This window comes from Caballeronia sp. SL1002, assembly GCF_057814995.1.
The window spans coordinates 841,985-854,293 of record NZ_JBYMUW010000002.1; the positions used below are offsets into that span (position 1 = coordinate 841,985).

13 protein-coding genes and 1 tRNA gene are annotated in these 12,309 nt (G+C 60.8%); 13 read left to right on the forward strand and 1 reads right to left on the reverse strand.

The genetic code is table 11. The annotated features are described in order from the left end of the window. The first annotated feature begins 153 nt into the window (after nucleotides 1-153). Together AC3D25_RS06815 and AC3D25_RS06820 are read left to right on the forward strand one after the other, a co-directional pair. Nucleotides 154-927 carry an SDR family oxidoreductase gene (locus AC3D25_RS06815; RefSeq protein WP_488887676.1) on the forward strand — a complete coding sequence of 258 codons (774 nt, stop codon included), beginning with the start codon at nucleotides 154-156 and terminating at the stop codon, nucleotides 925-927. Nucleotides 928-954: 27 nt separating this feature from the next. Then, a complete protein-coding gene (locus AC3D25_RS06820; RefSeq protein ID WP_488887677.1) occupies nucleotides 955-1,407 on the forward strand; it encodes an acyl-CoA thioesterase in 453 nt (150 codons plus the stop codon). On the opposite strand, the gene AC3D25_RS06825 is transcribed toward AC3D25_RS06820, so the two are convergent. Next, entirely contained in the window at nucleotides 1,408-1,953 is a 546-nt protein-coding gene (locus AC3D25_RS06825) for a LuxR C-terminal-related transcriptional regulator (protein ID WP_488887678.1), read from the reverse strand. A 218-nt stretch (nucleotides 1,954-2,171) separates the two neighbouring features. Between AC3D25_RS06825 and AC3D25_RS06830 the strand changes: the two genes are divergently transcribed. The 11 genes from AC3D25_RS06830 (at nucleotide 2,172) to pheS (ending at nucleotide 12,296) form a co-directional block, all read left to right on the forward strand. After that, complete coding sequence (locus tag AC3D25_RS06830; RefSeq protein WP_488887679.1) at nucleotides 2,172-2,876, forward strand: CoA transferase subunit A; 705 nt, start codon at nucleotides 2,172-2,174, stop codon at nucleotides 2,874-2,876. Nucleotides 2,877-2,878: 2 nt separating this feature from the next. Beyond that, nucleotides 2,879-3,520, forward strand: a complete 642-nt coding sequence (locus AC3D25_RS06835) for a CoA transferase subunit B (protein WP_488887680.1) — start codon at nucleotides 2,879-2,881, stop codon at nucleotides 3,518-3,520. A 163-nt stretch (nucleotides 3,521-3,683) separates the two neighbouring features. Next, entirely contained in the window at nucleotides 3,684-4,628 is a 945-nt protein-coding gene (locus AC3D25_RS06840) for an alpha/beta fold hydrolase (protein WP_488887681.1), read from the forward strand. A gap of 72 nt (nucleotides 4,629-4,700) precedes the next feature. Beyond that, nucleotides 4,701-5,054, forward strand: a complete 354-nt coding sequence (locus AC3D25_RS06845; RefSeq protein ID WP_488887682.1) for a RidA family protein — start codon at nucleotides 4,701-4,703, stop codon at nucleotides 5,052-5,054. A 78-nt stretch (nucleotides 5,055-5,132) separates the two neighbouring features. Further along, nucleotides 5,133-7,355, forward strand: coding sequence for a RelA/SpoT family protein (locus AC3D25_RS06850; RefSeq protein ID WP_488887683.1), 2,223 nt, complete (start codon nucleotides 5,133-5,135; stop codon nucleotides 7,353-7,355). Nucleotides 7,356-7,497: 142 nt separating this feature from the next. Further along, nucleotides 7,498-7,574: transfer RNA gene (locus AC3D25_RS06855), tRNA-Val, on the forward strand. 274 nt (nucleotides 7,575-7,848) lie between these two features. Next, nucleotides 7,849-9,756, forward strand: a complete 1,908-nt coding sequence (gene thrS / locus AC3D25_RS06860) for a threonine--tRNA ligase (protein WP_488887684.1) — start codon at nucleotides 7,849-7,851, stop codon at nucleotides 9,754-9,756. Between the two features lie 48 nt (nucleotides 9,757-9,804). Further along, on the forward strand, nucleotides 9,805-10,329 hold the full coding sequence (gene infC / locus AC3D25_RS06865; protein WP_488889622.1) for a translation initiation factor IF-3: 525 nt from the start codon (nucleotides 9,805-9,807) through the stop codon (nucleotides 10,327-10,329). 197 nt (nucleotides 10,330-10,526) lie between these two features. Further along, complete coding sequence (gene rpmI / locus AC3D25_RS06870) at nucleotides 10,527-10,724, forward strand: 50S ribosomal protein L35 (RefSeq protein WP_488887685.1); 198 nt, start codon at nucleotides 10,527-10,529, stop codon at nucleotides 10,722-10,724. A gap of 29 nt (nucleotides 10,725-10,753) precedes the next feature. After that, nucleotides 10,754-11,113 (forward strand): 50S ribosomal protein L20, encoded by a 360-nt coding sequence (gene rplT, locus AC3D25_RS06875; RefSeq protein ID WP_488887686.1) that lies wholly within the window; start codon nucleotides 10,754-10,756, stop codon nucleotides 11,111-11,113. 169 nt (nucleotides 11,114-11,282) lie between these two features. Beyond that, nucleotides 11,283-12,296 carry a phenylalanine--tRNA ligase subunit alpha gene (pheS, locus tag AC3D25_RS06880; RefSeq protein ID WP_488889623.1) on the forward strand — a complete coding sequence of 338 codons (1,014 nt, stop codon included), beginning with the start codon at nucleotides 11,283-11,285 and terminating at the stop codon, nucleotides 12,294-12,296. Nucleotides 12,297-12,309: the final 13 nt, after the last annotated feature.

Consider the following 12,309-nt stretch of genomic DNA (forward strand, 5'->3'; position numbering starts at 1 on the left):
ATTGTCAGCGAACGTCCGGCAGGGTGCAACCGACGCACCGTACATTAGCACGATCGTTCTATTTATATGCTGGCGTGTTGACGCTTCCACCGAGTTGCGGCACTCGGCGCCTGCATGACGAATTCTGCAAACCGTATTTAACGAGGAACCACAATGGGCCGTTCGATCAATCTGGAAGGGAAATGCGCGCTGATTACCGGCGCGTCCAGCGGTCTGGGCAAGCGCTTTGCCCAAGTGTTGTCGCAGGCGGGCGCGAAGGTCGTGCTCGCGAGCCGCCGCACCGAGCGGTTGAAGGAACTACGCGCCGAGATCGAGGCGTCGGGCGGCGCGGCGCATGTCGTCGCCCTCGACGTGACCGATTATCAGAGCATCAAGGCCGCCGTTGCGCACGCGGAGACGGAAGCGGGGACGATCGACATTCTGGTCAACAATTCGGGCGTGTCGACGACGCAGAAACTGACGGACGTCACGCCGTCCGACTTCGATTTCGTGTTCGACACGAACACGCGCGGCTCGTTTTTCGTCGCGCAGGAAGTGGCGAAACGGATGATCATGCGCGGCAATGGCGCGTCGAAACCGTCGTATCGCATCATCAATATCGCGTCGGTGGCCGGCTTGCGCGTGTTTCCGCAAATCGGCCTGTATGCGATGAGCAAGGCCGCCGTCGTGCAGATGACCCGTGCGATGGCGCAGGAATGGGGCCGCCACGGCATCAATGTGAATGCGATCTGTCCCGGCTATATCGATACCGAAATCAATCACCATCACTGGAAGACCGAGCAGGGCCAGAAGCTCGTCGCGATGTTGCCGCGCCGCCGCGTCGGCACGCCGGAAGACCTGGACGGGCTGCTCTTGCTGCTCGCCGCCGACGAATCGCAGTTCCTCAACGGCGCGGTCATTTCCGCCGACGACGGCTTCAGCCTTTAATTTTTATCTCAGGAAGCAGTCAGTCAAATGAGTAGCGAAATCAACAACCCGGCCGAATATCACCCTGTTTTCGAGATGGTTCTGGCGATCCGCTGGGGCGACATGGACGCGTTCGGCCATGTGAACAACACCGTCTATTTTCGCTATATGGAGCAGGTGCGGATTTCCTGGTTCGAGGCGCTCGGTATCGCGGGCGGCAACGGCGAGGGGCAGGGCCCGGTGATCGTCAACGCGTCGATGGAATTTCTGAAGCAGCTTCACTATCCGGGCGACGTGATCGGCCGGATGACGGCGGGCAAACCCGGCCGGAGCAGTTTCGACACACGTTTCGAGCTGTATCGCGCGGACGATCCCGCGACGCTTTACGCGCGCGGTTCGGCGAAGTGCGTGTGGATCGACTATGCGGCCGCGAAATCCGTGCCGATTCCGGATTTGCTGCGCGCGGCGATCGAGCAGCCGGTCGTGCTGAACGCTCGCTGATCAGTGGCCGAGTAGCCGCTGGAGCAATTCGGTGGCGTTGCCGGTGTCGTACTTTCTCATCAACCGCGAGCGATAAATATCGACGGTACGCGGGCTGATATCGAGCGCGCGGCCGATCTGCTTGCTGGTTTTCCCCGTGACGAGCTGCGCGGCGATTTCACGCTCGCGCGGCGTCAGTTCAATCTCGACCCGGCGCGTCGCGCTCAAATCCTCGAAGGTCCAGACGCCCGCCGCATGTGGCGCCGCCAGATCGAGCGAGCGGCCGGTGACGTGACACCAGAACAGTTCGCCGCCCGCGCGCTTCATGATGCGGTCGTCGCCGTAGCTGCCCTGACTTTGCATCAGCGCGGAAATCCGTTCGCCGATACGCTCGAACTCATCCGGCGACGGATACAGCACCTCGAACGAGCGCCCGATCAGCGCGTCCCGGCCGCAGCCGAAAATCGCGCAAAGCTGCGCATTGCAATCTTCGATAATCCGGTCGCGCGACAAAACCAGTCCGACTGGCGCAAGATGAAAGGCGGTTTGGTAATCCAGTGAATGCATGGTGGCTGTGTTTGCGCCGCGTATCGTCCGCCGCGTGAAAGCGGGCGGGCGTGGGCGGCAAGTACTTATGTATTTTTGCGTATTGTGCCGGATGGCGCGCGCGTCGTACTCTTTTGCCACGCGAGAAACGCGGCTGGAACGGCGTTGGCAGGCTGTTTCATAGAAGCTGATCCATAAGGTGATCAATAAGCTGCATCCATAACAGGAAGGGACAACAGATGAACAAGGTCTTTCCCAGCGCGAAAGAGGCGCTCGATGGCATCGTCAAGGACGGCCAGACTTTCGCCGTCGGCGGTTTCGGGCTGTGCGGCATACCGGAAGCGCTGATCGCGTCGCTGCGCGATTCGGGCGTGAAGGACATTACCTGCATCAGCAATAACGCGGGTGTCGACGGTTTCGGTCTCGGACTGCTCTTGGAGACGCGCCAGATCAAGAAAATGATTTCGTCGTATGTGGGCGAAAACAAGGAATTCGAGCGGCAATATCTCGCCGGCGAACTCGAACTGGAATTCACACCGCAAGGCACGCTCGCCGAGAAACTGCGCGCGGGCGGCTCCGGCATTCCGGCATTTTTCACGAACACCGGTTTCGGCACGATCATCGCGGAAGGCAAGGAAACGCGCCAGTTCGGTGAGAACCATTACGTGCTGGAACATTCCCTGACCGCCGACGTCGCCCTCGTCAAGGCGTGGAAAGCGGACAAATCCGGCAATCTGATCTACCGCCGCACGGCGCGCAACTTCAACCCGATGTGCGCGATGGCCGGCAAGGTCACGGTTGTGGAAGTGGAAGAGATCGTGGAAGTGGGCGAACTCGACCCGGACGCGATCCATACGCCCGGTATTTTCGTGCAGCGCATCGTGCTGAATGCGAACCCTGAGAAACGCATCGAACAACGCATCGTCCGCGCGAAAGGAGACTGATCATGGCATGGAATCGAGACGAAATGGCCGCGCGCGCGGCGAAGGAGTTGCAGGACGGCTTCTACGTGAACCTCGGGATCGGCTTGCCGACGCTGGTGGCGAACCACGTGCCGGCGGGCATCGAAGTGTGGCTGCAGTCGGAAAACGGACTGCTCGGCATCGGCCCGTCGCCGACCGAAGAGGAAGTGGACGCCGATCTTATCAACGCCGGCAAGCAGACCGTGACGACGCTGCCGGGTTCGTCGATCTTTTCGTCGGCGGATTCGTTCGCGATGATCCGCGGCGGCCACATCAACCTCGCCATCCTCGGCGCGATGCAGATCAGCAAGAAGGGCGATCTCGCCAACTGGATGATCCCGGGCAAGATGATCAAGGGCATGGGCGGCGCGATGGATCTGGTCGCGGGCGTCAAGCGCGTGATCGTGCTGATGGAACACGTCGCGAAAGGCGACCAGCACAAGATTCTCGAAGAATGCTCGCTGCCGCTGACGGGCGTGGGCGTCGTGGACCGGATCATCACGGACCTCGGGGTGATCGACGTCACGGAGAACGGGTTGAAGCTGGTGGAACTGGCAAGCGGCGTCACTGCCGAGGAAATTCAGCAGAAGACGGGCGCGCCGGTCGATGTCAGCGGCGTGAAGTGATGTCCGACTGAGTGACAGTCGAATGCTTGAGCGAAACGGGGCTTCCGAGCCCCGTTTTTTTTCGTGCTGGGCACACCTGGCCGAACGGCTAACGGTGCACGGCGTGCCGTCAGGGAAATGGGCAAAGCGCTTACAATCGAGCGTCGCCATTGAGGGGAACGCTATGTCCTTGACCACCGCCGAAGCCGCTTCGTCCGTGCCCACGTCCGTGCCCACGTCCGTGGCCGCTCCCGCGCCGCGTCAGCGCTATGTGCAGTGTGCGAGTCCCGCCGGCCTGCATCGCATGGCGTACACGGAATGGGGCGACCCGGCCAATCCGCGCGTGCTGGTCTGCGTGCACGGGCTCACGCGATCCGGGCGCGATTTCGACCGGCTGGCGGCGGCACTCTGCCATGAATATCGCGTGATCTGCCCGGACGTGGCGGGCCGGGGTTTATCCGACTGGCTCGCGGACCCGAAGCACTACGTGATCCCGCAATATGTCGCCGACATGGTGACGCTCGTCGCGCGGCTCAATGTCGAAACCGTCGACTGGTTCGGCACGTCGATGGGCGGCCTGATCGGCATGGCGCTCGCCGGGTTGCCGAATTCGCCGATTCACAAACTCCTGCTGAACGATGTTGGACCGCGTATCGAACCGGTCGCGCTCAAGCGCATCGGCGACTATCTCGGCCGTCCGATCAGTTTCGCGACCGAGCAGGAAGGCGTGGATTACGCGGCGGCGCTCGCGTCCGATTTCGGTCCGCTCACCGCGCCGGAATGGCGCGCGATCAACGCGCCGCTTCTGCGCGAGCGCGAGGGGCGCTGGGAGTTTCGCTACGATCCGCGCATCGCGGAGCCGTTCGCCAGCGCAACGGCAGAAAGCAGCGCGATCGGGGAAGCCGTGCTGTGGCACTCGCTTTCGTCGGTTGCGTCGCCCGTGCTCGTCGTACGCGGCGAGAGCTCGGACCTGTTGTCGCGCAAAACCGTCGCGCAAATGATCGAGCGCGGACAGGCGTTGCGCAGTTGCGAGGTCGCGGGCGCGGGCCATGCGCCTGCATTCGTCTCCGACGCCGAGATCGCCATTGCACGGGGTTTCTTCCTCGATCCCGCGCCGGGCGGGGCATAATTACAGGTTCGGCGCCGGCTTCGCTGTTCAAGCCGCGCCGAGCTTCGATCAACCGAACCTTCAGGGACACTCATGGCAGTTACTCGTCATCACGTCGGCGCGCGTCTTTCCGAGACCGCGATCCACAACGGCACTGTGTATCTAGCGGGCCAGATTGCCGAAGACACGACGCAGGACATCGCCGGGCAGATGCGCGAAGTGCTCGGCCATATCGACCGTCTGCTGGAAGAAGCCGAGAGCGACAAGTCGCTGCTGCTGAACGTGCAGATCTTCATCTCCGATATCGCGAACTTCGACGCCATGAATGCCGTGTGGGACGGCTGGGTCGCGAAGGGCAACACGCCGCCGCGCGCGACCGTCGAGGCGAAGCTCGCCAATCCGGCGTGCCTCGTCGAAGTGGTCGTGATCGCGGCGCAGCGGAGCTGAACGCCTTATCGCGCCCGCCAATACGCTCGCGATGCGCCGTTTGAACGCGGATCGCAGCCGAAGAGCCAGATTTCAGGCATGACCGACGCCGTTTCCCCCGAATCCCTTCCCGAGCCGTCGTTCGAGCGCGCGCTCGCGTTCGTGCATGAGCACGCCGCCGACGTGCGCCTGCAGACCGGCGAGTTGCTCGCGGATCACGCGGCGGGAACGGCGCGCATCGTGCAGACGCTCAACGTCGATCCCCAGGCCGTCGCAGCCGCCGCGCTGTTCGCGCTCGCGCCTTATCTGGACGACCCGGACCGGTTGATCGGCGAGCATTTCGGCGAAGAGGTGCAGCATCTCGTCGCCGATGTGCGGAAGTTGCTGCGGCTCGGCTCGGTCAGTTCGCGCGCCACGCAGGCCACGCTGCCGCAGACCGGGCGCGACGCGCAGGCCGCGCGCCGCGCTCAAGTCGAAGCGCTGCGCAAGATGCTGCTCGCCTTCGCGCAGGACATCCGCGTGGTGCTGATCCGGCTCGCGTCGCGACTGCAGTCGCTGCGTTTTTACGCGGCGAACAAGCTCGCACCGAGTGCCGACGTGCCGCGCGAAACCCTCGAAATCTACGCGCCGCTCGCGAACCGGCTCGGCATCTGGCAACTTAAGTGGGAACTCGAAGACCTCGCGTTCCGCTTCGAAGACCCGCCGACCTACAAGCGCATCGCGAAGCTGCTGGACGAAAAGCGCGTCGAGCGCGAGAGCTACGTGACCGGGGCGATCGCCCGCCTGCAGACCGAACTCGCCACCGCGCAGATCCGCGCGGAAGTGAGCGGCCGGCCGAAGCATATCTACAGCATCTGGAAAAAGATGCGAGGCAAGGAGCTCGACTTCGCGGAGCTGAACGACGTGCGCGCGTTTCGCGTGATCGTCGACGATATTAAAGATTGCTACACCGTGCTCGGTATCGTGCACAACCTGTGGCAGCCGGTTCCACGCGAATTCGACGACTACATTTCGAGGCCGAAGCCGAATGGTTACCGGTCGCTGCACACGGTCGTGATCGGCGACGATGGCCGCGCGTTCGAAGTGCAGATCCGCACGCAGGAGATGCATCAGTTCGCCGAATACGGCGTGGCGGCGCACTGGCGCTACAAGGAAGCGGGCGTGCGCGGTTATGCGGGACAGGTGACGGCGAGCGAGAAATACGACGAGAAAATCGCGTGGCTGCGCCAGTTGCTCGCGTGGAAGGACGATGTTTCGGAGAACGAGCGGCCGGGCTGGCAGCAATTGCGCGACGCCACGCTCGACGATGACCACATCTATGTGCTCACGCCGCAGGCGCGCGTGATCGCGTTGCCGCATGGATCGACGGCGGTGGATTTCGCCTATCACCTGCACAGCGAACTCGGGCATCGTTGCCGCGGCGCGCGGGTCGACGGCACGATGGTGCCGCTCAACACGCCGCTGCAAAACGGCCAGACGGTGGAGATCGTCGCGGTGAAGGAGGGCGGCCCGTCGCGCGACTGGCTCAATCCGAACCTCGGCTACCTGCACAGCCCGCGCGCGCGCCAGAAGGTGCGCGCCTGGTTCAACGCGGTAGAGGCCGAGGAAAACATCGCGACAGGCCGCGCGATCGTCGATAAAACCTTGCAGCGCGAGGGGAAAACCTCGGTCAATCTCGACCAGCTCGCGTCCAAGCTCGGCTTCAAGGCGCCGGAAGATCTCTACGCGCTCGTCGCGAAGGAAGAGTTCAGCCTGCGCAATATCGAGCACGCGCTGCACGACACGCCCGAGCCGGAACCCGTCCCGGAAGCGCCCGAGCAGTTCGAAAAGCGCAGCAGCGGGCAAAGCGTGGCGCAGGGCGCATCGACGGGCGTGCTGGTGGTCGGCGTGGACGCACTGCTCACGCAACTCGCGCGATGCTGCCGCCCGGCGCCGCCCGATCCGATCGCGGGTTTCGTCACGCGCGGCAAGGGCATGTCGATCCACCGCAGCGACTGCGAGACGTTTAAACGTATGGCCGAACGCTCGCCCGAGCGCGTGTTGCAGACGACGTGGTCATCGGACGTCATGGGCGGGCGCGGATCTTCTGTGTATCCGGTGGATCTTTCCGTCGAATCCACCGACCGGCAAGGCCTGCTTCGCGACATTTCCGAAGTGTTCGCGCGCGAGAAGATGAATGTGATCGGCGTGAAGAGCCAGAGCCGCCGGAATGTCGCGTATATGCAGTTCACGGTCGAAGTGTCGAGCGCCGCGCAGATTCAGCGTGCGTGCACGCTGCTTGGCGAGGTGTCGGGCGTGATTCGTGCCGCGCGACGCGCGTGAACGCCGTTCTAAAGCGGGTTGTAACGCCTTGATCCCGCAGCGTATTTTCGAAGAACTTAAACGTATCGACTAATTTTGATGCACTGGATGCATAAAAGCAGTTGCCAAAAATCAAAACGGTCCATATAATTTCGTCTTCTTCAGGCTCGTAGCTCAGCTGGTTAGAGCACCACCTTGACATGGTGGGGGTCGTTGGTTCGAGTCCAATCGAGCCTACCAACGAAACAGAAGCTCCGGTTTTGCCGGGGTTTCGAAACCGCAAAAAGCGCTTCGGCGTAAAAGGCGAAAATAGATGGCACCGCGAACGTTGACCGAGACAGCTTCGGAACGACGCTAGTCGAGGACCTCTTTCGCCCTTGTGGTTTGCAGGAAAGTGAATGCGGCCCCTCGATCGTGGGGCCGCATTTTTTTTGTCCTTCGTATTTGTCGGCGCGTCTCGCGCGGCATTGCTGATTGAACTTGGTCGCCGTCGTCCGGCGTCTTGGAGAACGAAATGGTTTCGATACGTTTGCCCGACGGGTCTGTGCGTCAATACGATCACCCGGTGACGGTCGCGGAAGTCGCGGCTTCGATTGGCGCGGGCCTCGCCAAGGCCGCGCTCGGCGGCAAGCTGGACGGCGAGCTCGTCGACACGTCGGCGCTGATCGACCATGACGCCTCGCTTTCCATCGTCACCGAAAAGGACGCGGACGGCCTCGACATCATTCGTCACTCGGCGGCGCACTTGCTCGCCTACGCGGTGAAGGACCTGTATCCGGAAGCGCAGGTCACGATCGGTCCGGTGATCGACAATGGTTTCTACTACGACTTCGCGTACAGCCGTCCCTTTACGCCCGAAGATCTCGAAAAGATCGAAAAGCGCATGCAGGAACTGGCGAAGAAGGACGAGCCGGTGTCGCGCCGCGTGGTTTCGCGCAACGAAGCGGTGGATTACTTCAAGAGCATCGGCGAGAAGTACAAGGCCGAAATCATCGAATCGATCCCGGCGACCGACGACATCAAGCTGTACTCGCACGGCGGTTTCACCGACCTGTGCCGCGGCCCGCACGTGCCGTCGACGGGCAAGCTGAAAGTTTTCAAGCTCATGAAAGTCGCGGGCGCGTACTGGCGCGGCGACTCGAAGAACGAGCAGTTGCAGCGCATTTACGGCACGGCCTGGACGAGGAAGGAAGATCAGGAAGCCTATCTGCACATGCTCGAGGAAGCGGAAAAGCGCGACCACCGCAAGCTCGGCAAGCAACTCGACTTTTTCCATCTGCAGGACGAAGCGCCCGGCATGGTGTTCTGGCACCCGAAGGGTTGGGCGTTGTGGCAACAAGTCGAGCAATACATGCGTCGTCGCGTGAACGACGCCGGCTATCTTGAAATCAAGACGCCGATGGTGATGGATCGTTCGCTGTGGGAAGCATCGGGTCACTGGCAGAACTATCGTGAAAACATGTTCACGACCGAATCGGAGAAACGCGACTACGCGATCAAGCCGATGAACTGCCCGGGCCACGTGCAGGTGTTCAATCACGGCTTGCGTTCGTATCGCGATCTGCCGCTGCGTTACGCCGAATTCGGCTCGTGCCACCGTAACGAGCCGTCGGGTTCGTTGCACGGTTTGATGCGCGTGCGCGGCTTCGTTCAGGATGATGCTCATATTTTCTGTACCGAAGAACAGTTCATCTCGGAATCGATCGCGTTCAACACGCTCGCGATGAGCGTGTACGAGGATTTCGGCTTCGATCGCATCGACATCAAGCTCGCATTGCGGCCGGATCAGCGCGCGGGCACCGACGAAATCTGGGATCGCGCGGAGCAGGGTCTGCGCGACGCCCTGACGGCGTGCGACCTTCAATGGGAAGAGCTGCCTGGAGAAGGCGCGTTCTACGGTCCCAAGATCGAGTACCACATCAAGGACGCGCTTGGCCGGTCGTGGCAATGTGGTACGTTGCAGCTCGATATGGTGCTGCCGGAGCGGCTCGGGGCCGAATATGTGTCGGAAGACAACAGCCGCAAACGCCCGGTGATGCTCCACCGTGCAATCGTCGGTTCGATGGAGCGATTCCTTGGCATTTTGATCGAGCACCATGCTGGTGCGATGCCTTCTTGGCTTGCGCCGGTACAGGCTGTTGTCTTGAATATCGCCGAAAGCCAGATGGAATATGCGCGATCTCTGACCCAATCGTTGCAAAAACAAGGGGTTAGAGTTGAGAGCGATTTGCGCAATGAGAAGATTAGCTATAAAATACGCGAGCACACGCTGCAGAAGGTCCCGTATTTGTTGGTTGTCGGGGACAAGGAGCGTGAGGCACAAACGGTAGCCGTGCGTGCGCGTGGCGGTGTCGATGCAGGCGTAATGTCGCTCGACGCGTTCCTCGAGCGTCTGCAGCAGGACGTGCAGGCGTTCAGGTAATCCACCCGCAGCCCGGCTCGTTTTTTTAATTTTTAGAGGAAACGTAACATCGCTACTGATAAGTCGTCACATCGCATCAACGGTGAAATTACTGCACCTGAGGTGCGCTTGGTCGGAGTGGACAACGAGCCGCTCGGAATCGTGAAACTCGCCGATGCTTTCCGCATGTCGGAACAGCAGGACGTCGATCTCGTCGAAATTGCACCGCAGGCCGTTCCGCCTGTGTGCCGTTTGATGGATTACGGCAAGTTCAAGTACTCGGAAGCGAAGAAGCAACACGAGGCAAAGCTTAAGCAGAAGATCGTTCAGGTCAAGGAAGTCAAGTTCCGGCCGGGCACCGACGACGGTGACTACAACGTGAAACTGCGTAACCTGACTCGCTTCCTCGAAGACGGCGACAAGACGAAAATCACGTTGCGTTTCCGCGGTCGGGAAATGGCCCACCAGGAAATCGGTATGCGTGTGCTCGAACGCCTGAAGGCGGATCTGGAAGAATTTGGCCAGGTCGAGCAGATGCCGAAGATGGAAGGGCGCCAGATGATCATGGTTCTGGCACCGAAGAAAAAGAAGTAACGATGGATCGCGCGCTGCTGGTTTAAAGCGCGGCATCGGATGCAGGTTTCGGAGTGGCGTCGTTTATCGGCGCGGCTCACGGAAAAGCGGCGGCGTCAAAGCTGCCGCACATAAGTGGCGCGTGGGTTTCGAAGGGCGGGTCAGGATCGTAGGATCAACCGCACACCCATGCCCATCTAATAAACTGGAGTTGTTCCATGCCGAAGATGAAGACCAAGAAGAGTGCTGCAAAGCGCTTCGTGGTGCGTCCGGGCGGTACCGTCAAGCGCGGTCAAGCCTTCAAGCGCCACATCCTGACGAAGAAGACCACCAAGGTCAAACGCCATTTGCGCGGTTCCACGGCTGTTCATGCTGCAGATATGAACTCCGTGCGCGCAATGCTGCCGTTCGCTTAACCCTTAACCGAAACTCATAGGAGCGCATTATGCCTCGAGTAAAACGTGGGGTTACCGCACGGGCCCGTCACAAGAAGATCATCAAGCTGGCCAAGGGTTACCGCGGCCGTCGCAATAACGTCTATCGCATCGCCAAGCAAGCGGTCATGCGCGCTGGGCAATATGCCTATCGCGATCGCCGCAACAAGAAGCGTGTGTTCCGTGCTCTGTGGATCACGCGTATCAACGCGGCGGTGCGTCAGCACGACATGACGTACAGCGTGTTCATCAATGGCCTGAAGAAGGCTCATATTGAACTCGACCGCAAGGTGCTGGCCGATATGGCTGTGTTCGACAAGGCTGCTTTTGCTGCGATCGTTACGCAGGTGAAAGCCGTCGTTGCAGCCTAATTGCGAAATTAGTACTGCGTGGTTCGTCTGATTGCTGGCCTTTCCAGGTCGGCAGTCAGACTGAAAACGGGGCTCTCACCGAGCCCCGTTTTCGTTGGTCGGACCGTTTCGACCGGCTTATCGAATAATCCAAATCACTTAGAACTTCGACGTTGAAATGATGGGATCAATGGATCTGGACCAGATTGTCGCCGACGCACAAAGCGCCTTTGAACAAGCCTCCGATGTCGCGACGCTCGAAAACGAGAAGGCGCGTTTCTTAGGCAAATCGGGTGCGCTCACGGAAATGCTGAAGGGCCTCGGCAAGCTCGATCCCGACACGCGCAAAACCGAAGGCGCGCGGATCAACGTCGTCAAGCAACAGGTGGAAACCGCGCTGAATGCGCGTCGCCAGGCACTCGCCGACGTGCTGCTCAATCAGCGTCTCGCGGCCGAATCCATCGACGTCACGCTGCCGGGCCGCGGCCTTGGCGCGGGCAGCCTGCATCCGGTCATGCGCACTTGGGAACGTGTCGAACAAATTTTTGCGTCGATTGGTTTCGATGTGGCCGACGGCCCCGAAATCGAGACGGACTGGTACAACTTCACGGCGCTCAACAGCCCTGAGAATCATCCGGCGCGCTCGATGCAGGACACGTTTTATGTCGACGGTAAAGATGCCGACGGCCGTCAACTGTTGCTGCGCACGCACACGAGCCCGATGCAGGTGCGTTACGCGCGCATGAACAAGCCGCCGATCAAGGTGATCGTGCCGGGCCGGACGTATCGCGTCGACAGCGACGCGACGCATTCGCCGATGTTCAATCAGGTCGAAGGTCTGTGGATCGACGAGAACATCAGCTTTGCCGACCTGAAGGGCGTCTATACCGATTTTCTGAAGAAATTCTTCGAGCGCGACGATATTCTCGTGCGCTTCCGCCCGTCATATTTCCCTTTCACCGAGCCGTCCGCCGAAATCGACATGATGTTCGAGCATGGTAAAAACGCGGGTAAATGGCTCGAAATCTCGGGTTCGGGCCAAGTGCATCCGACCGTGATCCGCAATATGGGCCTCGACCCGGAGCGCTATATCGGCTTTGCGTTCGGCAGCGGCCTGGAACGCCTGACGATGTTGCGCTATGGCGTGCAGGATCTGCGCCTTTTCTTCGAAAACGATCTGCGTTTCCTGCGGCAATTCGCGTAAAGCGGCATGCTGC

What these genes read in the sequence shown, in the direction of transcription:
- AC3D25_RS06845 (WP_488887682.1), top strand. Translation starts at nt 4,701, where the DNA reads ATGGCAGTTACTCGTCATCACGTCGGCGCGCGTCTTTCCGAGACCGCG.
- AC3D25_RS06835 (WP_488887680.1), top strand. Translation starts at nt 2,879, where the DNA reads ATGGCATGGAATCGAGACGAAATGGCCGCGCGCGCGGCGAAGGAGTTG.
- AC3D25_RS06850 (WP_488887683.1), top strand. Translation starts at nt 5,133, where the DNA reads ATGACCGACGCCGTTTCCCCCGAATCCCTTCCCGAGCCGTCGTTCGAG.
- rplT (WP_488887686.1), top strand. Translation starts at nt 10,754, where the DNA reads ATGCCTCGAGTAAAACGTGGGGTTACCGCACGGGCCCGTCACAAGAAG.
- thrS (WP_488887684.1), top strand. Translation starts at nt 7,849, where the DNA reads ATGGTTTCGATACGTTTGCCCGACGGGTCTGTGCGTCAATACGATCAC.
- AC3D25_RS06825 (WP_488887678.1), bottom strand. Translation starts at nt 1,953, where the DNA reads ATGCATTCACTGGATTACCAAACCGCCTTTCATCTTGCGCCAGTCGGA.
- AC3D25_RS06815 (WP_488887676.1), top strand. Translation starts at nt 154, where the DNA reads ATGGGCCGTTCGATCAATCTGGAAGGGAAATGCGCGCTGATTACCGGC.
- rpmI (WP_488887685.1), top strand. Translation starts at nt 10,527, where the DNA reads ATGCCGAAGATGAAGACCAAGAAGAGTGCTGCAAAGCGCTTCGTGGTG.
- AC3D25_RS06820 (WP_488887677.1), top strand. Translation starts at nt 955, where the DNA reads ATGAGTAGCGAAATCAACAACCCGGCCGAATATCACCCTGTTTTCGAG.
- AC3D25_RS06830 (WP_488887679.1), top strand. Translation starts at nt 2,172, where the DNA reads ATGAACAAGGTCTTTCCCAGCGCGAAAGAGGCGCTCGATGGCATCGTC.
- pheS (WP_488889623.1), top strand. Translation starts at nt 11,283, where the DNA reads ATGGATCTGGACCAGATTGTCGCCGACGCACAAAGCGCCTTTGAACAA.
- AC3D25_RS06840 (WP_488887681.1), top strand. Translation starts at nt 3,684, where the DNA reads ATGTCCTTGACCACCGCCGAAGCCGCTTCGTCCGTGCCCACGTCCGTG.